The sequence below is a fragment of the Limosilactobacillus caecicola genome, assembly GCF_943192935.1.
Classification (GTDB): domain Bacteria; phylum Bacillota; class Bacilli; order Lactobacillales; family Lactobacillaceae; genus Limosilactobacillus; species Limosilactobacillus caecicola.
The window spans coordinates 275,329-299,917 of sequence record NZ_CALPCI010000001.1 but is presented as its reverse complement, the minus strand read 5'-3'; the positions used below and the strand labels follow the sequence as shown (position 1 = coordinate 299,917).

The 24,589-nt window shown below is 43.7% G+C and carries 26 protein-coding genes; 19 read left to right on the top strand and 7 right to left on the bottom strand.

Going from position 1 to position 24,589, the window contains the following annotated elements; translation table 11 throughout:
* Positions 1-16 precede the first annotated feature (16 nt).
* Genes NFR43_RS01480 through NFR43_RS01460 form a run of 5 tightly spaced genes read left to right on the top strand, consistent with a single transcriptional unit; the run spans position 17 to position 4,041 of the window.
* On the top strand, positions 17-1,510 hold the full coding sequence (locus NFR43_RS01480; RefSeq protein ID WP_251545751.1) for a BglG family transcription antiterminator: 1,494 nt from the start codon (positions 17-19) through the stop codon (positions 1,508-1,510).
* Positions 1,491-1,895: a PTS sugar transporter subunit IIA gene (locus NFR43_RS01475; protein ID WP_251545748.1), complete on the top strand. Its 405-nt coding sequence runs from the start codon at positions 1,491-1,493 to the stop codon at positions 1,893-1,895. The genes NFR43_RS01480 and NFR43_RS01475 overlap by 20 nt, the downstream gene beginning before the upstream one ends.
* 14 nt (positions 1,896-1,909) lie before the next feature.
* Positions 1,910-2,365: a PTS sugar transporter subunit IIA gene (locus tag NFR43_RS01470; RefSeq protein ID WP_251545746.1), complete on the top strand. Its 456-nt coding sequence runs from the start codon at positions 1,910-1,912 to the stop codon at positions 2,363-2,365.
* 17 nt (positions 2,366-2,382) lie between these two features.
* The gene (locus NFR43_RS01465) at positions 2,383-3,735 is read left to right on the top strand and encodes a PTS galactitol transporter subunit IIC (RefSeq protein ID WP_251545744.1); all 1,353 of its coding nucleotides are present in this window, start codon (positions 2,383-2,385) and stop codon (positions 3,733-3,735) included.
* A gap of 18 nt (positions 3,736-3,753) precedes the next feature.
* Complete coding sequence (locus tag NFR43_RS01460) at positions 3,754-4,041, top strand: PTS sugar transporter subunit IIB (RefSeq protein ID WP_251545742.1); 288 nt, start codon at positions 3,754-3,756, stop codon at positions 4,039-4,041.
* A 66-nt stretch (positions 4,042-4,107) separates the two neighbouring features.
* Here NFR43_RS01460 and NFR43_RS01455 read toward each other — a convergent pair whose 3' ends face one another.
* Positions 4,108-4,503 carry a Spx/MgsR family RNA polymerase-binding regulatory protein gene (locus NFR43_RS01455; protein ID WP_251545740.1) on the bottom strand — a complete coding sequence of 132 codons (396 nt, stop codon included), beginning with the start codon at positions 4,501-4,503 and terminating at the stop codon, positions 4,108-4,110.
* Positions 4,504-4,789: 286 nt separating this feature from the next.
* Here NFR43_RS01455 and NFR43_RS01450 point away from each other — a divergent pair, with 286 nt between their 5' ends.
* The gene (locus NFR43_RS01450) at positions 4,790-5,317 is read left to right on the top strand and encodes a biotin transporter BioY (protein WP_251545738.1); all 528 of its coding nucleotides are present in this window, start codon (positions 4,790-4,792) and stop codon (positions 5,315-5,317) included.
* 48 nt (positions 5,318-5,365) lie between these two features.
* Here the strand turns inward: NFR43_RS01450 and gadC are convergent, their stop codons facing one another.
* Positions 5,366-6,814: a glutamate:gamma-aminobutyrate antiporter gene (gene gadC, locus NFR43_RS01445; protein ID WP_251545737.1), complete on the bottom strand. Its 1,449-nt coding sequence runs from the start codon at positions 6,812-6,814 to the stop codon at positions 5,366-5,368.
* Between the two features lie 257 nt (positions 6,815-7,071).
* Here gadC and NFR43_RS01440 point away from each other — a divergent pair, with 257 nt between their 5' ends.
* Positions 7,072-8,442, top strand: coding sequence for a glutamate decarboxylase (locus tag NFR43_RS01440; RefSeq protein ID WP_251545736.1), 1,371 nt, complete (start codon positions 7,072-7,074; stop codon positions 8,440-8,442).
* 130 nt (positions 8,443-8,572) lie between these two features.
* The gene (locus NFR43_RS01435) at positions 8,573-9,547 is read left to right on the top strand and encodes an amidohydrolase family protein (protein WP_251545735.1); all 975 of its coding nucleotides are present in this window, start codon (positions 8,573-8,575) and stop codon (positions 9,545-9,547) included.
* Positions 9,548-9,601: 54 nt separating this feature from the next.
* On the opposite strand, the gene NFR43_RS01430 is transcribed toward NFR43_RS01435, so the two are convergent.
* Entirely contained in the window at positions 9,602-10,366 is a 765-nt protein-coding gene (locus NFR43_RS01430; protein WP_251545734.1) for a DeoR/GlpR family DNA-binding transcription regulator, read from the bottom strand.
* Positions 10,367-10,616: 250 nt separating this feature from the next.
* On the opposite strand from NFR43_RS01430, the gene ulaG reads away from it, so the two are divergent.
* The 8 genes from ulaG (at position 10,617) to ptsP (ending at position 18,379) form a co-directional block, all read left to right on the top strand.
* Entirely contained in the window at positions 10,617-11,690 is a 1,074-nt protein-coding gene (gene ulaG, locus NFR43_RS01425; RefSeq protein WP_251545733.1) for an L-ascorbate 6-phosphate lactonase, read from the top strand.
* Between the two features lie 86 nt (positions 11,691-11,776).
* Positions 11,777-12,235, top strand: coding sequence for a PTS sugar transporter subunit IIA (locus NFR43_RS01420; protein WP_251545732.1), 459 nt, complete (start codon positions 11,777-11,779; stop codon positions 12,233-12,235).
* Positions 12,236-12,260: 25 nt separating this feature from the next.
* Entirely contained in the window at positions 12,261-13,766 is a 1,506-nt protein-coding gene (locus NFR43_RS01415) for a PTS ascorbate transporter subunit IIC (protein WP_251545730.1), read from the top strand.
* Between the two features lie 42 nt (positions 13,767-13,808).
* Entirely contained in the window at positions 13,809-14,114 is a 306-nt protein-coding gene (locus tag NFR43_RS01410; RefSeq protein ID WP_251545728.1) for a PTS sugar transporter subunit IIB, read from the top strand.
* Between the two features lie 20 nt (positions 14,115-14,134).
* Positions 14,135-14,773, top strand: coding sequence for a 3-keto-L-gulonate-6-phosphate decarboxylase UlaD (locus NFR43_RS01405; RefSeq protein WP_251545726.1), 639 nt, complete (start codon positions 14,135-14,137; stop codon positions 14,771-14,773).
* Positions 14,774-14,872: 99 nt separating this feature from the next.
* Positions 14,873-15,757, top strand: a complete 885-nt coding sequence (locus NFR43_RS01400; protein ID WP_251545724.1) for an L-ribulose-5-phosphate 3-epimerase — start codon at positions 14,873-14,875, stop codon at positions 15,755-15,757.
* 16 nt (positions 15,758-15,773) lie between these two features.
* Entirely contained in the window at positions 15,774-16,502 is a 729-nt protein-coding gene (locus NFR43_RS01395; protein WP_251545722.1) for an L-ribulose-5-phosphate 4-epimerase, read from the top strand.
* 149 nt (positions 16,503-16,651) lie between these two features.
* Positions 16,652-18,379, top strand: coding sequence for a phosphoenolpyruvate--protein phosphotransferase (gene ptsP, locus NFR43_RS01390; protein WP_251545720.1), 1,728 nt, complete (start codon positions 16,652-16,654; stop codon positions 18,377-18,379).
* Between the two features lie 55 nt (positions 18,380-18,434).
* Here the strand turns inward: ptsP and NFR43_RS01385 are convergent, their stop codons facing one another.
* Positions 18,435-18,902, bottom strand: coding sequence for a universal stress protein (locus NFR43_RS01385; protein WP_251545718.1), 468 nt, complete (start codon positions 18,900-18,902; stop codon positions 18,435-18,437).
* Positions 18,903-19,019: 117 nt separating this feature from the next.
* Here NFR43_RS01385 and NFR43_RS01380 point away from each other — a divergent pair, with 117 nt between their 5' ends.
* The gene (locus NFR43_RS01380) at positions 19,020-19,433 is read left to right on the top strand and encodes a hypothetical protein (protein WP_251545716.1); all 414 of its coding nucleotides are present in this window, start codon (positions 19,020-19,022) and stop codon (positions 19,431-19,433) included.
* Positions 19,433-19,918 carry a hypothetical protein gene (locus NFR43_RS01375; protein WP_251545714.1) on the top strand — a complete coding sequence of 162 codons (486 nt, stop codon included), beginning with the start codon at positions 19,433-19,435 and terminating at the stop codon, positions 19,916-19,918. The genes NFR43_RS01380 and NFR43_RS01375 overlap by 1 nt, the downstream gene beginning before the upstream one ends.
* A gap of 219 nt (positions 19,919-20,137) precedes the next feature.
* On the opposite strand, the gene NFR43_RS01370 is transcribed toward NFR43_RS01375, so the two are convergent.
* Positions 20,138-20,995 carry an SAM-dependent methyltransferase gene (locus NFR43_RS01370; RefSeq protein ID WP_251545711.1) on the bottom strand — a complete coding sequence of 286 codons (858 nt, stop codon included), beginning with the start codon at positions 20,993-20,995 and terminating at the stop codon, positions 20,138-20,140.
* A gap of 11 nt (positions 20,996-21,006) precedes the next feature.
* Positions 21,007-21,420, bottom strand: coding sequence for a helix-turn-helix domain-containing protein (locus NFR43_RS01365; RefSeq protein WP_251546199.1), 414 nt, complete (start codon positions 21,418-21,420; stop codon positions 21,007-21,009).
* A 131-nt stretch (positions 21,421-21,551) separates the two neighbouring features.
* Here NFR43_RS01365 and NFR43_RS01360 point away from each other — a divergent pair, with 131 nt between their 5' ends.
* Positions 21,552-22,511, top strand: coding sequence for an alpha/beta hydrolase (locus tag NFR43_RS01360; protein ID WP_251545709.1), 960 nt, complete (start codon positions 21,552-21,554; stop codon positions 22,509-22,511).
* Between the two features lie 26 nt (positions 22,512-22,537).
* On the opposite strand, the gene NFR43_RS01355 is transcribed toward NFR43_RS01360, so the two are convergent.
* A complete protein-coding gene (locus NFR43_RS01355; RefSeq protein WP_251545707.1) occupies positions 22,538-24,514 on the bottom strand; it encodes a cation:proton antiporter in 1,977 nt (658 codons plus the stop codon).
* Between the last annotated feature and the right edge of the window lie 75 nt (positions 24,515-24,589).

The window sequence follows — 24,589 nt, the reverse complement described above, 5'->3', positions numbered from 1 at the left end:
TGAGGAGGGAGGAATGATGACTAAAAGCGGTGACAAAATTATAAGTGTCTTGTCGAAGTACGACAGATTTGTTACATCTAAAGAATTGGCTAATACCGTTGGCGTTTCAACAAAGACAATTTATCGAAAAATATCAGAGATTAATAAAAACTACCAATCACCAATTATTAAATCTGAACCTGGTAAGGGATATATCATTGATTATGAACAGTATTTAAAGACCAAGGGACATGATACAAAAAACAGTACTTCTGCACTTCAACTAACTCCATTAGAGCGAAGAAATGAAGTAATGACTGTATTACTTTTTAATGCTCCTCAAGCTATTAATATCAATGACGTTTATGACAAATATTTCATTAGTTATGATCTTGTTAAGCAAGATTTACTAACAATCGGAAAAACTTTGTCAAAGTTTCATATTAATTTATTCCGCAATGGAAACCAAATTAAGGTTGAGGGCAAAGAGCAACAGATTAGAAAGGCTATTAATAATGCACTGTTGCAAAGTAAGGCGATGAATACTGAAAGTATCAATGACTTTGCCAGTGAGTTTAAGGACTTAAGTCACCAAGACAACCAGTTTTTAACGACACAGATTGATTGGATTCAAAAATCTCTACATACGACAGTTCCATACCCATATAATATCAACATATTTTCACATTTATACGTACTTATTAAACGATTCCGGTATGGGAAGGTTGTTAAAGCAGACGAGGAGTCCAATGAGTTTTATGATCAATATCAGCAGATTATAAATGATAATCCAAAATTTTGGAAAATCAGTACTGATGTGGTTAAGAATACGGCCGATTATATTCATCGAGAAATCCCTGAAATAGAAAGCTATTATTTATTAGAATATTTAATTTCTATGAGATATAATCATGATTTTCAACTTAATGACTCAATTTCAGCAGATTCAAGCGAGTTAGCGGATTTTTACATAAAGGGATTTAAATTAGATGAAGGTTCTTCTAAGACAAAATCTTTGAAGAATGACTTAATTAGTCATATTCGGCCAATGTACAACCGATTGAAGAATCATATCGTAATTGTTAATAAATTATTGAAGGATATTCGTAGCGAATATTCTAATATATTTAATCGATTACAGAAACTAAGTCAACAAGCGTATAAAACAAACCTATTGCCATGGCCAATTAGCAGTGACGAAGTTGGTTTTCTAACTTTATATTTTGCGAAGTACTATGAAGAAGTTAGTTTAAATAAAAAAGTTTTAGTTATGTGTGCTAGTGGTGTAGGGACATCAAAACTCTTGTATGCCAAAATTCATCGTAATTTTCCAAATTTAGATCTAGTGGGTATAACCTCTAAATCAGATTACGAGAAAGATTATGATAAATATTCTGACGTTGATGTAATTGTATCGACAGTTCCTGTGGTTGCAAAAAATCACGCTGAAGTTGTGTTGTCTAGTGCAATGTTCAATTTACAAGATCGTAATAGGTTAAGCAGGTACATTAATGAAGGTTTTTCTGGATAAACATCTTGATGTTGAAAATTATGACAATTGGGTAACACTCACTGTTAATAAGCATTTTACTGATTATGATAAATCACTTCGCCAAGAATTAGTTACTGAATTAGTTCAACGGGATCAACTAGGCAGTCTCCAAATTGCCGAACGGGTAATTTTACCTCACATAATTGATTCGTCATTGGCAGAGAGTGTTATTGTCATTAGTCAACTTAATGAACCAATTCTATACCGAACAAATGTCGAAATTACGACAGGGATATATATTTTGGCACGGCAAAATGAACCATCGATTACAAAAATTATAAATCGACTAATTGATGAATCGGTCATCCTCACTCTGCAGTCGTCTCGTTTAACATTAGACGAGGTGCAACACATACTTACGTAGACGGGAGAGACGGTATGCTTTTTGATAAGAAGGTTATACTTTTCGATCAAAGCGCTTCGGATAATACTGATGCTTTGACACAATTGGCAAATCATTTACATGAGGCTGGAGTTGTTAACGAAGAGTACAAAGATGCTATTTTGAAACGGGAAGCAAGTTTCCCGACAGGTTTAATGACCCAAACAATTGGAGTAGCAATTCCTCATTGTGATCCTGACAAGGTCATTGAACCGCAAATCGGTTTTATGCGTTTGAAGGAACCTGTTACTTTTCATCAAATGGGTGATAATGCCGAGATACAAGTAAAAGTGATTTTTATGTTGGCATTAAAAAAGTCTGATGATCAGTTATCTATGTTGCAAAAATTAATGGCGTTATTTCAGAATAAAGAAGCAATGAATGCAGTGCAAACTATAACGTCAGTTGATGACTTTATTGAATTAATGAAGAGTAACGAGATTATTAAATAATTTTAGGAGGGAAAAGTATGAGCGCGATCAGTGCGGGATTGCAGTGGTTTGTTGACCTTGGAGCAAGCGTTATGCTTCCAATCCTTTTATTCATTTTTGCTTTAATTTTACGAATTAAACCTGGAAAAGCCTTTAAGGCTGGATTAACCGTTGGGATTGGGTTTATTGGCTTAAACTTGGTAATTGATTTGTTAACCAAGAGTTTAGGACCTGCTTCACGGGCAATGGTTCATAACTTTGGTTTACACCTTTCAACTTTAGATATTGGTTGGCCAGCTGGGTCAGCGGTTGCTTACGGTACTGTTCTGGGTAGCTTAGCCATTCCAGTTGGTGTTATTACCAATGTTATTTTGCTATTAATTGGTTTGACTAAAACATTAGATGTGGATGTGTGGAATTACTGGCACATTGCATTTACAGGATCGATTGTTTATGCTGTTACTCATGACTTTGCTTTGGGTATCTTTACGATGGTTGTTCATATTATGATCATCTATCTTTTGGCCGATATGTCAGCTCCATATATTCAAAAACAATATGGTTTACCAGGCATTTCATTCCCACAGGGGGCTTCAGCGCCAGGATTTGTTCTTGCTTTGCCATTAAATTGGTTGATGGATCGAATCCCAGGGATTAACAAAATTCAAATTACTCCGAAAACAGTTCAAAAGAGAATGGGTGTTTTCGGTGACGCCTCAGTGATGGGATTAATTATTGGTATCATCATTGGTTTACTTGCTAAGTATTCGTTTGCTAAGACTTTACAATTAGGTGTAAAGACAGCGGCTGTCTTAGTCTTAATGCCACGGATGGTATCATTGTTGATGGAAGGATTAACACCAATTTCTGAAGGTGCTAATGATTTCATTAAGAAACGTTTCCCAGGCCGCAATTTGTACATCGGTATGGATAGTGCTTTAGCTGCAGGTAATGAAACTGTTCTGTCATCAGCCTTGATTTTGGTGCCGATTACACTGTTAATTGCGATCGTCCTTCCAGGTAACAGCACGTTACCATTTGGGGACCTTGCTACTATTCCATACATGATTGCGATTATGGCAGCCGTTTTCCGTGGTGATATTTTCCGTACATTAATTGGTGGAATTGTTGATATCATCATTACCTTGTATATTGCTTCTTGGGTTGCACCGTTTGTTACAGCTTCCGCAAAGGCAGCACATTTTGGGCTGCAAGGAGCAAGCTCAATCACTGTGTTGAGTGATGGTGGTGTTTGGACTACTTGGTTAATCATCGGTCTTGGTAAGATCATGACATGGGGCGGTATCGGACTGATTGGTATTGTTACATTAGCTTTCATGATTTGGTTTAACAAGTTCCATAAGGCAAAGGAAACAAACGCAGAACAATAATAAAGGAGAGGTAATACTATGAAGACTTTAATGGTTGTTTGCGGTAGCGGAATTGCTACTTCTACTGTTGTTGAAGGCAAAATTCGCGACTTTCTAGATTCTAAGGGTGTCTTAGATAAAGTGAAGATGTTAAAAGGTAACATTGCTGAACAAATTAACCATATTGATGATTATGATGCATTTGTAAGTACAACGGTGGTACCAGATGACGTTAAGGATAAGGTTATCAGTGGTCTGCCTATTTTGACAGGTGTTGGGGCGGACGCCGTATATGACCAAATTTTATCTAAATTGGGTTTAAACTAATATAATCTAAATAACCTGGAACTGCGCCAAAAATCGTAGTGCCAGGTTATTTTTATGTTTAAATTTCTAATACATTGCCGCGAGTGCTTCATCCATTTCCTGATCCCGTTCAGCCTTGGGGATGAAGGAGCGGATCGAATCGCTATTAAAGCCAATTTGAATTTGGTATTTTGACATGATGATGGGCGCCCTTAACAAACGGGGATTGGCACAGACGATTTCGGTGAATTCATCAAAACTCAATTTGTTAAAGTCAATTTGCATTCGCTTATAAATATTTGACCGCGTGGAAATGAACTCTTCGGTTCCTTTCTCTGAGAGGGTCAACATTTGTTCAAGCTCTTTTTGTGTAATCCCAATGGTGTATAATTTGTGTTCAGTAACGATGATTTGATGATTACGAAACCAATTAAGTGCCTTGCGGCAAGATGAAGAATTGGCAGCGGTATAAACCGTAATCATGCACCCACCTCCTTTACATGGTGTCACTTATTAATCACTCTATACCTAGATTCTAAATCAGATTGGTAGCGATTGCAAAATAAATGCTTTAAATTATTCAGGGAACACCAGGTTATTCAATAGATGGGGGGGGGTAATAGACTTAATTTAATTAAATATATCGCTATCAGATAATAACTAAAGTTGGATTATGTAAAGCTTAAATGCGGGTTTTTAGCAGGAACTTGGCTTTCAGTTCACTACCGGGTAAGATAGACCCATTATTATAATGACAGGAGAATAACCAATGAAGGTTCGAACCATTAGTCGTGACGCAATTTTATTTGCCCTGCTGATTATTGCTTCACAAATTTCACTACCACTGCCAGGAATTCCACTAACGCTGCAAACGTTTATGATCGGGTTAATTGCCACGCTTGTTCCGGTGCCAGAAACTTTGGTGATCATTGCCAGCTATTTGGTATTAGGGACCCTTGGCCTGCCCGTTTTCAGTAATTTTACGGGTGGCCTATCAATTCTGCTGAGCCCCTTGGGTGGTTTTTTAATCGGTTTTCTGGTGTACGGGATCGTCACCAGTGGTCTACTAAGCTGGTGGGGACAAACAACGTGGCCAATTTTACTAGCCAATTTAATTGGCGCACTTCTGCAACTGTTAATCGGGACCTGGTGGTTTAAGCTCTGGAATCATTTATCCTGGTTCCACGCCTCTGCCGTTGCCTTCTGGCCTTTCGTATTACCGGGCTTAATCAAACTTGGCCTACTAATGTTAGTTGCGCCGCGTCTTCTTCGGGCGCTCAACCATTTGAACCATTAAAAAAGCGCGCCACCAAACTAGGTGACGCGCTTATTTTGTGCTTGCTAATTATTGATGATGTTGAACCTCATCGAGATTGCCAATGTGGTGCTTCTTTGTTGCTTGATAAATGGCAAACGGCAAAATGAGCACGATAATAAAGGAAACAATCAAAATTGTCATGTAGGCTGGAGCGGACGAGCTTGGCAATGAACTGGATGGGAAGAAGGAAACGATAAAGGCAAAGAGGGTAACTAAAAGTCCAAAGACTGCGCAAATCGTTTTACCAACGGTTCCTCCAGGAACGTTATAGGTCCGTTCGAGGTTCTTCTTCTTGAAAACTAATACCAGGTAGCCGATAAAGAACATGAAGTAAGCAACCAGGTAGATAACTACGGTGAGTCCCATGGCAGCGAAGAAGGAGACGTTACCGCCACCGCCACCAAGGGTTAGGACGGCATCCCAAATCGAAACAATAATTCCTTGGACGATGATTAATCTTACCGGAATGTTGTGCTTATTAGTCTTCTTGAAGTAGGCAGGTAAAATCCCGACTTTTGCAGTATCGTAGATCGCCCGTGATGGTCCAGTGACCCAGGAACTAATTTCGGCAATGACCCCGCAGGCCAGCATGAGGCCAACGATCCGGGTTAACCAACCGAGTTTAGCGCCACCTAAGTGAACAAAGAGGTAGTTGAAGGCTTGGACAACTCCGGCACTCAAAGAGAGCTTACTTTGTGGAATTACCGCAGCAACTGTGAAGCCACCAAAGGTATCTAGACAAATGGCCAAGATGACCAAGATAAACATGACTAACGGATAATTTCTGTTTGGATTCTTCAATTCATTGATGTAGGAAGCGGAGGCTTCGCCGCCCATGTAAGCAAGAATGAATGAAACAAAGACAACTAGGGTTGAAACCTTTGAGAAGTCAGGGACAAAGGCATGTGGGGTGAAGCTAATCAATAACTTACCACCACTGCAGAGGTACCAAATCGCCAAGATAAAGAGGATGGCGGATGGAATCAAAATTCCAATCATAAAACCGAATTTAGCAATCTTTTGGGTGTATTTGGTTCCACCAAATTGAGAAAAGGTGACAAGCCAGAAGACAATCAGGACACCAAAGAACTTGACCCATGGATTACTTTCTAGCGCTGGCCAACTAACTACGAAGGCCAGAGCCCCTAAAATGAAGTAAATCATCGTACAGAAGTTGACGGTAATTTGGAACCATTGGAAGAAAATGGCGGCAAAACCGAACCGTTGGCCCAGGGTGTGGCTGACCCAGCTGAATTCACCCCCGCCATTATCATTCCAACCTTTAACAGTTGCCATTTCGGCCGCACATAAGGCCACCGGAATGAACCAGAACAAGCCACCAAGGATGAGGAAGAATACCAAGTGCAGCTTTGAGGTTGCAAACGTTGGGTATTCATAAACGGTCAATACCATGGCGGCAGTAATTGAGAAGAACCCCCACATGGTTAGGGTTCTCTTATTCTTCACGTCACTCATATTGCTACTCCTTTCCATGAAACGACATACATAATGACATAATTGCGCAAACCGTTCGCGGTTCATGTTCATAGTATTGTGACTCCGGTCCGTTTGACAAATATAATGAATGTTAGATTTCCCTCAAGTTAATTTTTGCAATTTGGCGAATGGATTCGCTACACTGATGATGAATCATGATTTATCTGAGACATGCCTCGCTAAAGATTTAGAAGGGAGGTCGGGAATTAGTTCGCTACCAATTCCTGGATGTAATTATGGATAAAAAAGATCAAGCATTAGAACAAAACTGGCTCGGCAGTGTTGAAGCAGGTGAAGATTTACCTGACCAAGAAATGCCGGAAAATGCGATGAATCCGACGGTTGCCAAGCAATTAATTGAACATTTCCGCCTCGATGAAGCGAAGGCTGATCAGAACCTGACCACTTTCTGCACCACGCAAATGGAACCAGAAGCGGATGAATTAATGAAGCAAGCGATGAACACCAACGCCATCGACAAAACAGAATATCCAAAGACTGCTGCCATGGCCGACCGGTGTGTGGCCATGATTGGGCACATGTGGGGAATTCCGGAAAATGAAAAGTTTCCTGAAGACTTTATTGGGACTTCCACCGTTGGTTCTTCAGAAGCCTGCATGCTCGGTGGTTTAGGAATGCTCTTTACCTGGAAGCACCGGGCCAAGGCTGCGGGAATAAACATCAACGACCTTGACCACCACAAGCCAAACCTGATCATTGGCTCTGGTTACCAAGTTGTCTGGCAAAAGTTCTGCACTTATTGGAATGTTGAAATGCGTCAAGTACCATTGAAGAAGGGCTCTGACGAACTGAACTTAAATATTGATGAAGCGATGAAGCTCGTGGATGAAAACACGATCGGGATTGTCGCCATCTTTGGGATTACCTACACCGGGGCGGTTGATGATATCCAAGCCCTTGATAAGCGGGTCAGTGAATACAATGAAGATCACCCAACCCTACCAATTCGGATTCACGTGGACTCCGCATATAATGGTTTCTTTGCACCATGGGTTTCTGGTTTCGAACCATGGGACTTCCGTCTGAAGAATGTGGCTTCAATTAACGTTTCGGGTCACAAGTACGGGATGGTTTATCCTGGAATTGGCTGGGTCGTTTGGCGGAAGAATACCTATGATTACCTGCCAAAGGAATTACGGTTCTCGGTTAAATACCTGGGGAAGACCGTTGATTCGATTGCGATCAACTTCTCACGGTCTGGCTCGAACATTGTGGGCCAATACTACAATTTAATTCGGTTTGGGAAGGCCGGCTACCGGGCTTGCATGGAAAATGTCCGGAAGGTTTCTGAAAAACTCAGTAAGGCGATTACGGACACGGGTTACTTTGAAGTCATCACCGATGGCTCAGAATTACCAATCATTACCTGGAAGTTTAAGCCGGGTGTCGACGTAAAATGGAACCTGTACGATGTTCAAGATGCTTTGAAGATGTTTGGCTGGCAAGTACCGGCTTACCCACTTCCGAAGAACCGAGAAGATGAAATCGTACAACGGATCGTGGTTCGTCCAGGGATGGACATGACGATTGCCAACGACTTTATCGCTGACTTTGGTCACGCCTTGGACTACGTTAATCACAAATAATTAATTCTTAAAACTAATGAAGACTCGACTAGGTTATGTGGGCACTTAGTCGAGCCTTTGACGTATTTGAGTTTGTTAGGAAGATTCGCTACAATGGCAGCAGTTCATTAGATCGGAAGGTGGCAGAAAAATGAAGAAGATTGAAGGGCACATTCATTTAATTCGTGAACTGGCCGGGGCGAAGGGGCAAGGACGGTTGAGCCCGCTCGGTAACGGTGACGCCATTTGGGATAATGGTGAAGTGATCCACCTAATTCCCGAAGGCTGGGGTGATGATAACTTTCTCGTGGAAAAGTACCTCCCCATCATGAAGCAGGAAGGAATCGAAAAAGCTGTCCTGTTGCAGGGAACCCTGAATGGTTACCAAAATTACTATACTTACCAGGTGGTCAAACGGTATCCTGGTAAATTTATTGGCGCCTTTGCGGTTGATCCTTATGATGACTATGCTATGGAAATTGTGAAACGGCACGTCGAAGACCTCGGTTTCCGGGCAATCAAGTTTGAGATTAGTCAGGGTGGGGGTCTTCACGGCTTCCACCGGCCATTCCGCTTAGATGAGGATAATCACTGCAGCCAGATTTTCCATTATCTAGCCGATTACCCCGGCTTTGTTGTGACGGTCGATTATGGTGATTATACGCAAACGAGTTACCAACCTGAGGCAATCGCCAACCTCGCAAGTCGTTACCCATTACTTGACTTTGTGGTTTGTCATTTGTCATTTCCGAATGCCGATCACCTACCACGCTTAGCAAATGCGTTAATGCAGTTTGCTCCGCACAAAAATATTTACGTGGACCTCTCTGCCATCCAAGATATTGAAGGAGAACGGCCGGCCGACTTTCCGTATCCCCGGTGTCAAGCCGATGTTGAATTGGCCAAGCAATTTATTGGTGCCCAACGGTTAATTTGGGGCTCTGATTCACCATGGTCAGCGACCTTTAATAGTTACCATCAATTGGCAACCTGGCTGGAACACACGGACCTCTTTACGGAACAGGAATTAGAAGATGTGATGTACAACAACGCTAACCGGGTTTACTTTAAAACACAAAATGTTGCTGCGGCGGCAAATGCTGAAGACCCGGTCATGAAAAAATAATTGAGAAAAAGAAAAACGGTTCTGAATTTTCAGAACCGTTTTTTGTTGTTGAAATTAGAAATTAGCGACTTGGATAACCTTGACGCCCTGCTTACGGAAGGCGTCCAGCGTTTTGCCAGAGACGAAGGGGTCGGTAATCAAGATATCGATGTCACTGACCTTGCCGATTGTAAAGTTAGAAAAACTACCAAACTTACTATAGTCCGCCACCACAATGACCCGGCGGGAGTTTTTAATGATATTGCGGTTAACGTTGGCTTCCTCGATTCGTGGCGTGGAGATCCCTTGCTCAAGGCTGATCCCGGCACACCCGATGATTGACCAGTCAGCCCGCATGCTCAGGAAGGTTTGGTTAGCGATATCTCCACTCATGATGTCATGCTCGTTGACGTTACCACCAGACAAAATTAATCTAGCAGGGTCGTTGTCGCTAATATAGCGAGCGGCATTGCCATTGTTGGTGATAATGGTAACGGGTTTCTTTATTAAAGCAGCGATGGCATACATGGAAGTGGTACTTGAGTTGGTGAAGACAATTTCACCATCGTGGATATGGAATGCTGCTTCATGGCCCAACCCTTTTTTGATTTTTTCTCGTGACTCACTATGGTTCGCCGTTTCTTGAGAAACGAATTTGACGATGCCGCGTTTTTGCGTAATGCGTCCCATTTGGGAGAGGTTATTACAGTCACGACGAATGGTCATTTCTGAAACGCCAAGTCGATCACTTAATTCACTGATTGTCATTGAGTCCACATGATTCAAGACATCAAGGATCTTTTCACGACGACTGGCAATTGCCTTGTACGAGTTTTTCATGAAAATGCTCCTCCTGGTTAAAATCTAGACAATTGAATGATTTGTTAAATGATAACTTCATATGTGATTATAACAAATCGAATTAAAAAACAAACTATAATGCTCGTATAACTAGATTTTAACATAAGATTATCGTTTAATTTTCATAAAAAGTGATAAATTATCATAAAACATGATTGAAAAGGCTTTCTAATGAGAATATATTATAACCGTAAACAAATTATGATGTTGTTTAGGAGGAATTTAGATTATGGCATCACCAAAAAACATTAACGATGTAACTCCAGAAAACTATGCGTCAAACAATTTCCCAGAATGGGGTACTTACCTCAACGAAGAAATTGCGGACTACAAGGTTCCAGCAGGTAGCTTCCGTCTTTGGTGGACGGGTTGCATGGGCTTCTGGTTGAAGACTCATGAAGGTACTAACATCCTTGTCGATGTTTGGAATGGTACTGGTAAACACACTCATGGTGACGGCAAGATGCGTAAGGGTCACCAAATGATGCGGATGGCCGGTGTTGAAGCACAACAACCAAACCTGCGGAACCGTCCATACGTGATCGACCCATTTGCATTCAAGGACGTTGATGCCCTTTGTGTAACTCACACGCACCACGACCACTTGGACATTTACACCGCTGCTTGTGTTAACAAGAACTGCCCTAACGCTAAGTTCATCGGCCCTCAAGGCGTTGTTGATGAATGGATTGAATGGGGAATTCCTGCTGAAAAGACCATCGTTGTAAAGCCTGGTGACGAAGTTAAGGTTGGTGCCGTAACTGTTAAGGCCCTCGAATCATTTGACCGGACTGAATTAGTGACCGAAGATGATCCATCAGTTACTTTGGAAGGCCACATGCCACGGAAGATGAGCGAAGTTGCCGTTAACTACTTGTTCGAAACTTCAGGTGGTAACCTCTATGACGCTGGTGACTCCCACATGTCCAACACCTTCACTAAGCACGGTAACGAAAACAAGATTGACGTTGCTCTCTGTGCTTATGGTGAAAACCCACGGGGCATCACTGATAAGCTTGACGACTCCCAAGTTCTGCGGATGTCAGAAGACTTGAAGACCAAGGTTGTTATCCCAATGCACTGGGACATTTGGTCTAACTTCTTTGCAGATCCTAAGGACATCATCAAGCTTTGGGAACTCAAGAAGTACCGTCTCCACTACGACTTCAAGCCATACATCCTTCAAGTCGGTGGTGGCTTCAGCTTCCCACAAGAAAAGGATGACTTTGAATACAATTACGACCGTGGTTTCCACGATGCATTCAAGAACAAGCCAGACCTACCATTCCCAGAATTACTTTAATTCTGAGTATGCATACGGTTAGTCGGCCGTTAATGGAAAATATTAATTAGCAGCCCCGATCGGGTGGGCTTGGGAGGAAATTATCAATGTTACGTTACTTTTTAGAAAATGGATTAGTAAACATTACTGATCAGCATCCCGATAATTGGGAAGACGCAATCCGGGTTAGTGGTGAGGTTATGAAGAAGAATAACCTGGTCACGGACCAATACATTGACCAAGTGATTTCAGATGTGAAGGAATATGGCCCTTACATTGTCATTGTTCCAGGAGTAGCAATGCCTCACTCTTCTGCTGAAAATAGTGGTGTCTTGGGAACTGGAATTGGCTTTACGATTATGCCAGAAAAGGTTTCATTCGAGGATGGTAACCCTGATAAGGATGCTAAGTTATTCTTTATGCTTGCTGCTAAGGATCACGATACCCACGTTAAGAACATTGCTAACCTTTCCGACATGTTAATGGAAGATGGCATGGTTGATGATCTGTTGAAGATCAAGACGATGGATGATTACCGTGATGTGATGAAGAAACATAATATGTAAGATTGTCGATTAAAGGTGATAAATAATGAATGCAGTATTAAACGTCTTAATGGCAATCTGGGAATACTTTGCGAAAAACATTCTAGAACAACCAGCCTTCATGATTGGGTTCATTGTTCTGATTGGTTACCTGCTCGAAAAGAAGAAATGGTACGAAGTCATTTCCGGATTCCTAAAAGCAACTATTGGTTACTTTATTTTAACAGTTGGTTCTAACGGACTGGTTACTTCATTCCGGCCAATCCTGGTTGGTTTGAAAGACCGTTTCCATTTGTCAGCCATGGTTACCGACCCATACTTCGGTCAAAACGCCGTTACGGTTGGGATCATGAAGCGGTTTGGTCGTTCCTTTGCGGACACCATGCTTTTGCTGCTATTTGCCTATATCATTAACATTTTGTTGGTTCGTTTCCAAAAGTACACCAAGCTTCGTGCTGTGTTCACAACTGGTAACGTCCAAGTTCAACAAGCAGCGACCGCTTTCTGGCTCTTCCTGTTCTGTTTCCCACACATGGGTCGATTGCCAATTCTGATCATCATGAGTATTGTGCTGGGACTCTACTGGGCCGTTGGTTCAAACTTAACCGTTGGGATTACTCAGGAATTAACTGATGGTGCCGGCTTCGGGATTGCCCACCAACAAATGTTTGGGATTTTCATCTTCGCTAAGTGGGCTGAATGGATGGAAAAGCGTGCTAAGGCTAAGGGTAAGACCGAATCCAAGCGTTTGGAAGATATCGAATTACCAGGTTGGTTATCCATGTTCAACGATAACATGGTTTCCACTGCGATCTTAATGCTCGTCTTTTTCGGGATCATTTTGATCGTTTTAGGCCCATCCTACTTGATCAAAGCTGGTTTCATGAAGTCTGGCCAAAGCTTTGTCTTCTACATTATTCAAACTTCACTGATGTTTGCCGTTTACCTGGCAATCTTGCAACTCGGGGTTCGGACATTCGTTAATGAATTGACTGAATCATTTACCGGGATTTCCGATCGCTGGCTCCCAGGTTCCGTTCCTGGTATCGACGTTGCTGCTACCTTAGGTTTCGGTTCACCAAATGCCGCTACGATTGGGTTCATGTTTGGTGCTCTGGGTCAATTCTTGATGATCATCTTACTGATCGTCTTCCACTCACCAACAATTGTTATCGCCGGATTTATTCCACTGTTCTTTGATAACGCCGCAATTGGTGTCTTTGCCAACAACCGTGGTGGTTACAAGTACGCAATGATCGCACCATTCATCTCTGGTTTAATCCAAGTTGGTGGATCTGCTTTGATCGCTACCTGGGTTGGTATGGCAACCTACGGTGGTTACCTTGGAATGTTCGACTGGGCTACCGTATGGCCACTCGCAACTGTCATCATGAAGTACTTAGGTTACATCGGTATCGCTATCGTGATCATCATCTTCGTTATCATTCCACAATTGGAATACCGTCACGATCCAAAGGGTTACTTCTTAATCGTTAAGGATTACGACGCCTGGAAGAAGATGCACGAAGAAGAAGCCGACAGTGCAAAATAATTAAAAAGCTAACTAACTCACGAATTCTCAGGAGGAAAGATCATGAAAATTTTAAGTGCATGTGCTAATGGTTCAGGAACTAGTTTAATGCTTTCACGGACTGCTACTAAGGCCATGAAGGACTTAGGCTTCAACGTTACCACTTCAGACCACACTTCCGTTTCTGAAGCCAAGGGGACTGCTCGTAACTACGACGTTGTCTTCACTTCATTACCATTCGTCAAGATGTTTGACGAAGCTGAAAAGCGTGGTGCCATCGTTATCGGTGTCAAGAACGTGATGTCCAAGCAAGAAGTTGAAGATGCTGTGAAGAACAACGAAAAGCTGCAAGCAAAGCTGAACGGTTAATTTAAAGGAGACAAATACACATGGCAAAACCAATGTTACAGGTAGCCTTGGATACTGATACCACGGCTCAAGCCTTAAATATTGCTCGTCAAGTTAGTGACGTTGTAGATGTTGTCGAAGCCGGAACCCTCTTGATTTACCAAGAAGGCTTTGACGCAGTCAGTGATTTGCGGGCCGTTGCCCCAGACAAGATTGTACTTGCCGATGCCAAGTGTGCCGATGCTGGTGGCCACATTGGTAAGGTGGCAAAGGAACACGGTGCTGACTGGTTGACTTGTATCAATGCTGCTACTGTTCCAACCATGGCCAACGCCCAAAAGGAAATCGAAGTTCAAGTTGAACTTTACGAAGGTTGGGACAACAAGGAACGTGCTCAAGAATGGTTAGACAACGGGATCGACCAAGTGGTTTACCACCAAAGTCGTGATGCTAAGTTTGCTGGCCAATCATGGGGTGAAAAGGACTTGAACTCTGTCAAGAGTTTAATTGACATGGGCTTCAAGGTTTCCGTTACCGGTGGAATGAAGCCTGAAGTTCTGAAGCTTTTTGAAGGCGTTCCAGTTTACACATTCATCGCCGGACGGGCAATTCACGGTGCCGATGATCCACACGCGGCAGCGCTTGAATTCAAGAATGAAATTGACCGTATTTGGGGTTAATTACAAACTGCCTCAGTCAAAATAATCTCTCTTTTGAAAAGCAATGGCGGGCTGTAATTGGTTCGTCATTGCTTTTTTGTTAGAAAGGAATCACTTTTTATGACAGAAAATGCAATCGGTATTTACGAAAAGGCCTTACCACAAGACCTGACTTGGAAAGAAAAGTTTCAATTAGTTCACGACTTGGGCTTTAACTTTCTGGAATTCTCAATTGATGAAAGTGATGAACGGCTCGCGCGGTTGGACTGGACCAAGGAACAACGGGCAGAGTTCCGTCAAGCAATGTGGGAAACCAACAGTCGGATTAATACGATGATGTTATCCGGCCACCGGCGTTTCCCACTGGGTTCTAAGGACCCGGCAGTTCGCCAAAAGTCATTAGAAATGATGCAAAAGGCAATTGACTTGGCCGTTGATTTAGGAATCCGGAATATCCAAATGGCAGGCTACGATGTCTATTACGAAGACAAGACGATGATGTCACGTGAACTGTATGTCGAAAACTTAGCTAAATGTGTTTACATGGCGGCCAAGAAGATGGTCATGCTCTCGATCGAAACGATGGATGACCCCTTCTTGAATTCCATCGGTAAAATTAGTGAATTAAAGACGCAAATTCACAGTCCGTGGCTGCAAGCTTATCCAGACCTGGGAAACCTCAGTGCTTGGCCAGAAAACTATGTGCCAGTTGATTTTGAAAAGCACATTGATGATGTGGTGGCCGTTCACCTTAAAGATACCAAGGCCGTGACACCAACTTTTGAAGGCCAATTCAAGAACGTGCCATTTGGGGAAGGCTGTGTCGACTTCCCAGGCTTACTTAAAGAACTGGTGCGGCTGGATTATAACGGCAGCTACACCATTGAAATGTGGACTGGGGATAACGGTGATGCAGATCCGGTTGATGAAATTAAAGCTGCTAAACAGTACTTTGACCAAATCTTTAAAGAAGTCGGCATTCACCAAGAACCAGTTGTGAAGTAATTTAAAGGAGAAAATTATGCTCGAAGAATTAAAGCAAGAAGTTTATGAAGCCAACATGCAATTACCAAAGTTAGGGTTGGTAACCTTTACTTGGGGGAACGTTTCTGGGATTGATCGTGAAAAGGGCCTTTACGTCATCAAGCCATCTGGGGTGCCATATGATGAATTGAAGCCTGAAGACATGGTTGTAGTTAACTTGAAGGGTGAAGTTGTTGAAGGGGATTACAACCCATCTTCTGACACCCAAACTCATACCTATCTTTATAACCACTTCCCAAAGATTGGCGGGATTGTGCACACCCACTCACCATGGGCCGTTTCCTTTGCGGCAGCGCACATGGATATTCCAGCTTTGAACACCACTCATGCGGATACTTTTTACAATGATGTTCCAGCTGCTGACGCGTTGACGAAGGAAGAAATTGAAGAAGATTACGAAGGCAATACTGGGAAGGTGATTGTCCGGACCTTCAACGAACGGGGGCTCGACTACGAAGCCACTCCAGCTGCCCTCGTTATGCAACACGGTCCATTTGCCTGGGGACCAACGCCAGACAAGGCGGTTTACAACGCGAAGGTTCTGGAAGTCGTTGCTGAAGAAGACTACCACGCAATGCAATTGACTCGTTCCAACCTGGAATTGCCACAATATCTGTTGGATAAGCACTACTACCGGAAGCACGGCGCCAACGCTTACTACGGTCAAAACAACGCCCACTCCCAGGACCACGCCAAGAAAGCTTAATTGATCATTTAAGAGACTGGGAAGCTTCTCAGCCTCTTTTAAAAAGTAATTTTGAAAGCGTTTGTCATTTGCTGTAGTAATCATCATGAAAACGGTTTATAATTATTAACTGTGATTAATTAAATTTAATGAGGAAGAGGAGAATGACCATGTCAAAAGACATTAAAGGAATTGCCGCTAGTGATGGGATTGGGATTGCCCCAGCTTACCTGTTGGTCGACCCAGACTTATCCTACGACAAGGATAAAAAAGTTGAAGATGCTGACGCAGAATACAGCCGGGTGGAAACAGCCTTCAATGATTCAATTGCTGAATTACAAAAGATCAAGGAAAACGCCAAGGGCCGTCTAGCTGACGAAGAACTCGAAGTCTTCGATGCCCACATCGCGATCTTGTCTGACCCAGAAATGTTGGGTCAAATCAAGGATGACATTACTAACAATCAATCTAGTGCTGAAGCTGCCGTTGACAAGGTAACTTCCAACTTCGCTGACATGTTGGCAGCCATGACTGACAACAAGTACATGCAAGAACGGGCCGCTGACGTTAAGGACGTTGCTAAGCGGGCAATGAGCCACTTGATGGGGAAGCAATTACCAAATATCGCGGGCATTGATCACCCCGTAGTTATTGTTGCAAAGGAAATTACCCCATCTGATACTTCACAGATGGATGCGAAGTTCGTTAAGGGGATCGTTACCGACTTGGGTGGTCGGACCAGCCACGCCGCAATTATGTCCCGGACCTTGCGGATTCCAGCCGTTGTCGGTGCTGAAAACATCACTGAAAACGCCAAAAATGGTCAAATGATCATTGCTGACGGATTACACGGTGACATCATCGTGGACCCATCTGATGATGAGGTCAAGGACTACCAAGCTAAGGCCGACGCCTTTGAAAAGGAACGTGCAGAATGGGCAAAGTTAGTTGACGCTCCTTCCGTTTCTAAGGATGGCAAGCACTTTGAAATTGCTGCGAACATTGGGACCCCTGATGACGTTGAAGATGCAATGAAGCAGGGTGCTGATGGGGTTGGCCTCTTCCGTTCAGAATTCTTGTATATGGGTGCTGACCACCTCCCAACTGAAGATGAACAATTCGAAGCCTACAAGAAAGCCATCGTTGGCATGAAGGGGAAGCCGGTTGTTGTCCGGACCCTTGATATTGGTGGGGATAAGCCACTGGACTACATGCCACTTCCAGAAGAAATGAACCCATTCTTGGGTTACCGGGCCATCCGGATTTGCCTGGACCGTCCGGAAATCTTCAAGACCCAACTGCGGGCCTTGATCCGGGCTTCTGAATTTGGACCACTTTCCATCATGTTCCCAATGATTGGGACCTTGGCGGAACTGCGGCAAGCTAAGAAGATCTTTGAAGAATGCAAGACTGAATTGCAAAAGGATCACCGTGACTTAGGTGATGACATTAAGATCGGGATGATGATCGAAGTACCATTAGCAGCCATCAATGCTGATAAGATGGCCGAAGAAGTTGACTTCTTCAGTATCGGTACTAATGACTTGATCCAATACAACTTTGCTGCCGATCGTGGTAACGATGCGGTTTCTTACCTTTACCAACCACTGAACCCAGCATTCTTGGGCTTAGTTAACCACGTCATCGCAGCGGCACACCGTCATGGTACGAAGGCTGCAATGTGTGGTGAAATGGCTGGTGACGAACTAGCACTCCCACTGTTGATGGGGATGGGCTTGGATGAATACTCCATGTCTGCTTCTTCAATCCTGCGGACGCGTTCAATGATGAAGAACTTGGATACGAAGGATTGTGCAAAGCTGGTTGAAAAGGCGATGGACCTTGACACGAACGAAGAAGTTGCCGATTTAGTAAAAAAAGAATTGAACTTAGACTAGTTTGCAATTCATAAGAAAAGGGGCTGCGGAAAAATCCGCACCCCCTTTTTTATGATTATTTACGAACATTTTTTTGTCGAGCCACAATGACATCACATGGCGCCATGCGAACCACATATCCCGTGGTGGAACCGAGCAATAAGCGCTCAATTCGTGACGCTCCAGTCCCACCCATCACGATCAGGTCATTATGGTGGTCACGCAGAAAGTCGCGAGAAATGACCAGCTTAGGACTACCAAACCGGATGTGAATATTAACGGACTTTACCCCGGCATCTTGAGCCTGCTTTTCCAAATCACGCAGGCGTTTCTCCACAATTTGGACCAATTCGTGGGTTTTACCATCACTAAGGTCGGTTAACGAGGCAAACCCCTCCGTGACTTGGTTAATTTGGACAACGTTGAGAATGTCCAGGTGAGCGTCGTTATGCAGGGCGGCTTGGATTGCCCGTTTCATTACGATTGGCGTCTGTTTGGACCCATCAATTGGTGCGAGGACCTTTTGGTAGCTTTGAATTGCCATGATATAAAATTCCCTTTCTGTCTTTTTATCTATGATACCATGGATATATAGAACAAATTGAGCTTTTCTACGTTGGATAGTAAAATAGAAGGTACTAATTGAGAGGAATATCATTTTATGCAAAAACAAAATAATGTTGTGAAGATTATTGCGGTTACGATTGTGACGTTAATTATTGCGATGGTCATTGAGTTCGTGATGTTCAATGAACATGAGATCGCTTGGACGTCGGGCAGTGCATTAACCACCCTCGCGATGATGGTCATTATCATGATCATTGTGGTTCTCCTCGCGGTGGCTGATTGGCACTTTTCAAATTATGCAACGATCATTGCAATGTTGTATTACGGGATCATTAGCCTTGGGGGGCTTCTGCAAATTCATGGGAAGTCCACCCCATTTGGGTTGTTAATTCAATTATTAGCGATCATTGGCCTAGTCCTATGTGTCTATGGCCTGGTGCTGGGCTTTAAGCAACGTGAACTGTATATGCGTAACAAGTATCGAAAAGATCATCGGGGGATGAAATAATGGAATTAACGTATGGTGATTATTTGAATTTACTGGAAGGTGATCATGTCCAGAGGACGACGGTCGATACGACAGTTGCAAAGATCCAACAGGAAATAACTATTATTCCGGGGCTCCGATACATCGAGGACCAACTGGCTAGTGGCTACCTGTGCAGTTATGAGTGGAACGTGCAAATGCCCATTGGCGATCCACTAAGCGTTCGCTTAGAAACGAACTTGATTAATATTCCGATGAAAGAGGCTCAACGGCTGGACCCGAAGTTACTGGACCGCGACCCACAATATACGGTCAATGTGTACATGGTGGCTGAAGGCGACCATCTTAACAACTCTGGTCTCCGGATTGACGAACTGGCTAGTGGTGACGACTTCAGTAGTGCCACCGATTTGGTTACCAAGTTCCAAGAATGGGTGGCGAACCAGTTATCAATGGCCACCACTAACCGGAAGGAAGCCGACCAGGCCAAGGAAGACAGCAAGTAGTGCTTGCGTTACTTACTTTAAGTATGGTAAAATGAAATATGCGATGAGTCGAGAGGTCTGGTTGCGACCCAAATTGCAACCATTAGACATTTCGAGTGGGGCACGTTAACCTGCCGGATTGCAGGGTGCCTGGTTAACTAGGAAGTGGACGTCTTAGTTGACCTGAGATAGTATCAATACACAAAAACAGGATTGGTAGTTTCTGCCAATCCTGTTTTTTTATTTTACCAGATAAATTTGTTCATCAATTAAGTCAAACGATTTCAAGTATTGGTTAACCTCCTGAAGCTCGGTCGGCTGTGACAGGTGAGCATTTTGCCAGAAGGCTGGTGAATTGGTGGCGCCGTCCTTTTCACCAATGACGAGGAACTGAAGCTCTGGATAATCGTTCCGGAGTAGTTGCAGGAGTTCCCAATCTTGTTCACCCTTGTCGGGAGCCCAGGACATGATGACGAAGTCAACCTGGTGTCCGTATTTTTGGACGGCCGCGAATGCGTCCAGTCGTTCAATTGGGGTGACGGGGTGTTTACCGGTTTCGTTTTCTTTTGTCCAGGCTTGACTATCAGTTGTGTAAATGACTTGGTGGGGGTTACTATTCCGCAAGCCCTTGGAAAGGTAACCATTGCCGGCCATCACTTCCAGAACTGGTTTGCCCGCAAGGTATTTACTCAAGGAATTGGTAAAGGATGAATTAGTGTACGACCACATTCCGTAGGTCTCTTCGAGATAATCACGAAAGTTCCGTAGGAGGCGATCTAATTTCGGCAGGGCCGCACTATACTGATTCCACAATTTATCACCGCGCGGATCACCTTTTGGGTACTCAGCATTCACTTGCTGGAAAATGGTGTCCTGGATGTCGTCAGGCAAGAGCATTTTTGGCAATGGTTGGGGAAGAAGTCCGGAACGTAAGAGCCGGTCGCTCAGTAGAGCGTTGTTAATCAAAAATTTGATGCTGGAAAAATCCTTAAACAAATCTGCATACTGCTCTAATTGCTGAATATAGGGGGTCTTTTTGACTGCGGCATGGGCCCGGTGGTATTGCTTTTTTAGTTTTTTAAGTTGTTTTGGATTCATGGGCGGCCTTCTTAATTAAAGTGCAAATTGAGTTCTTCTTGCTTACCGTAGAAGGTATCAGTATCTTTCCGGTGGTTCCGACCAGTGAGGTAACCGTCGATTAATTGGAAAATTTCGTAGCGGTCTTCGCTAGATAATTTGGTATGGTTAAATGTGAGATTCTTACTTGAAAAGAATAATTTAGCGAGGTCGTAATCGTCGTGATCCTCTTTACCGGTGAGGTAATCGAGGCTCACGTCAAAGAACTCCGCTAATTTTTTGGCTTCGATGTAGGACGGTGTCCGAATGCCCCGCTCCCAATTACCAATTTGTGAAGCGGTATTGGGGCGTTCATTTGGCTCTAAATTTTTATTTAACTCGGTGGCGAGCTGTTTTAAAGTAATCTTTTGTCCGCGTCGTAAAGCTCGAAGACGTTCAGGAAACATCATTACTTCCCCCTTTTGTTAGCTAGCTCTATTTTACCATCGAACCACGCTTCGTGGAAAATGTTGCTGCATTTTCCTCCTAAATGCGCTAAAATGGTCGCTATGATTGGGATAGGAGAGAAATGAAAAACATGAAACAACAACGAAAACATCATTTATGGCGCTGGCTTGCCTGGATCTGTGGTATTTTAGTGGTCCTTTGGTTGGCAGCTGGGCTATACTTTTTCAAAGTCGGCATGGTTCCAGGACACAAGTCATTCATTAGTAGTAATCAACAGACTTTACGGAAATCTGATCCACTTTATAAACAAAAGAAGTGGTTTAAAAACGTCCATAAGCAAAAATGGACGATGATGTCGGCTAGCAAACACTACCGGTTGGTTGCTGACTACATTCCGGCTAGCAAGCCAACGGCCAAGAGTGTTTTAATTTGTCATGGTTTTATGAATAATAAGGAAACGATGGGGGCGTATGCTGCGATGTTCCATCAACTGGGTTACAACGTCCTCCTACCAGACGCGAGAGCGCATGGTCAAAGCCAAGGTAAGTACATTGGTTATGGGTGGCCAGAGCGGTATGACGAGCGCAAGTGGATTAACCGCTTGATTAAGAAAAACGGTCAAAAGAGCCAAATTGTGATGTTCGGGGTCAGCATGGGTGGTGCCACGACGATGATGACCAGTGGAATTAAGCTCCCAAAGCAGGTTAAGGCCTTTATCGAAGATTGTGGTTACACCAGTTTGGCCGCCGAGTTAGATCACGAAGCGGGCACTCTGTATCATTTACCGGCGTTCGTTGCTAAACCAGCAGAATTGTCACTCAGTATCGTCAACCGGATTGCCAACGGCTTCTTTACGACGGAGGCCAGTTCGGTTGCGTCACTTCATCATAACCACCGACCAATGCTCTTTATCCACGGTGCGAAGGATAATTTCGTCCCAACACAGATGGTTTACACTAACTATCGAGCAACGCGGGGGCCAAAGGAATTATGGATTGTCCCAAAGGCAGCACATGCCAAGTCTTTCCAGACGGCACCACAGCAATACCAACAACACGTTCAACAATTTTTAGCTAAATATGTGAAATAGTAAAAGCACGCCCGCGGGCGTGCTTTTTAGTTGAGCGACTGCATGTAGACTAATTGGTCAGTCGAAACCTGTTCATTTAAGGCGTTTGCTAATTCAGAAGACATCTTTCCGGCGGCAGCTTGCTGTTGGATATAGCTGTGCTCGCTTTGGAAAGCGTCAATGAAGTAGCTGGTCATTTGATCTGCGTCGAGCTGGTCCCTTCTGGAGGCAAACCGGTACCGGTTGAGGTAGGTTCGCCGGACAGCCGCCACTTCAAAAGCGTTTTGCGTCGTTTGCACTTCATTCAGGTACTTATTGATCCGCCGGATAATGATCCGCAGGGTACTACTCATTTCGTCGTTGAAATTTTTAAAGCGTTGTAGGTGGCGTTGCTGAATCTCTGGATGTTTTTCAGCTAACCTATGCATTTTGTGGCGGACCCGCAACCAATGGAGTCGCTGATAAATGATGGAGAAGAGGTCCCAAAAACCGTGGTTAGAATGATTGAAAACATCTCGAACCATCAGTAAGGCATAAGCGCGCTCTTGCTGAGGAGTGATGACATCGTCATCAACCAATTCTTCCAAAGTATTTAGTTCGACCTGGTGACATTTTTGCAACAGTTTATTGTAGACCTCGGTATTTAACCGGGAACGCATCGTCATCTGACTTGCTAACTGGTCAATCACCAACGATTTTTCCCGATTTTGGTCCTCTGTATTGGTGAGTTCTGTAATGGCGAATTGAACGGTAGCGGTCATTGCTTTTTGAAACTCAGTGCGCGAAAAACTGGCTTGTTTCTTAGGTAGTAGGCGGGGAAACGCAACGGTTCCAACAAGGAGGCTAATTAAAATTACAAAAGCGGCGATTAAAATAAGCGCGTTTCTCATTGCCACGCGGTTGGCGGTTGCCAAAATGGGGATGGAAAAGGCCATCGCCATGGTGATGGTACCGTGGATCCCACCAATGGCAAGCAAAAGACTGTCGCGACGGGGATTTTGTTTCAATGTTCTCGAATGAAGGTCCACCAATCCAAACCGCGACCACAGGTAACGGAGTCCCGTCATGACTACATAGAGAATGACGGCAATGCCAATAATTTTGAGGGTCTGGAGTTGTTTAATATGATTAATTACCATGGGGAGACTTAGTCCCAGAAAGACGAAGACCAGGCCATTGAGGGCTTCGGAAATGATGTTCCAGATGGTCGTGGTGGCAATTTGAACCTTCGTCGAAGTCAGGTGCAGACGATCATAAAGGATACTGTGCATAATCCCTGCGGCGACAACCGCTAAAATCCCTGAGAGGTGTAATTCTTCTGCCAAATAATAAATGAGCAGGGGCGTCATGATATTGATTGGAATTACGATCGCCGCGATATCCACGTGACGGGCGAGGAGGGCCGTCCGTAATCTGATTAGTAAAGTACCAACGATCGTTCCAAAGATGATCCCACCAAAGAAAACGTACACGAAGGTCCAAATCCCATTCGCGAGGGAAAATTTACCGGAGATTAACGTGGTCTCCGCCAGGCTGAACAGGACAATTCCTGAGGCGTCGTTGAAGAGGGATTCATGTTCCAAGGTTAGATTAACGTTTCCTGGCATTTCAACGTTCGTCGTGAGTGATTTAACCGCGACCGCGTCAGTCGGTGTGATGATGGCGGCCAACATGAATGCGATCGGCAATGAAAAAGACTGGGGAAGAAAAAGATGCAGGCCAAGTCCCAGGATAATCACTGTAACCAGGGCCAAGTAAACTGCCATCGACATCGTTCGCGAGAAACTGCGGGCCAACTTTTTCGAGGAAGTATTTTGACCGTCATTAAACATTAACGGGGCAATGATGAGTAACATGAAAATCTCTGGCTCGAGTTGAAATGTTTTGAGGTCTGGAATGACCGCCAAAATGACCCCCGCCACAATTTGATAGATGGCTAAGGGGACCACCGGCCAGATTAAATGCACGATGTTGGCGATGACAACGGCGGCGAGTAACAGGAAAATTCCAATAACGGTTGCCATGGTCGGCCTCCTTTCGCAAGAATGAACTAATAAAAAAGGCTTAACAAAACGTCACCGGAGCACGTTTAGTAAGCC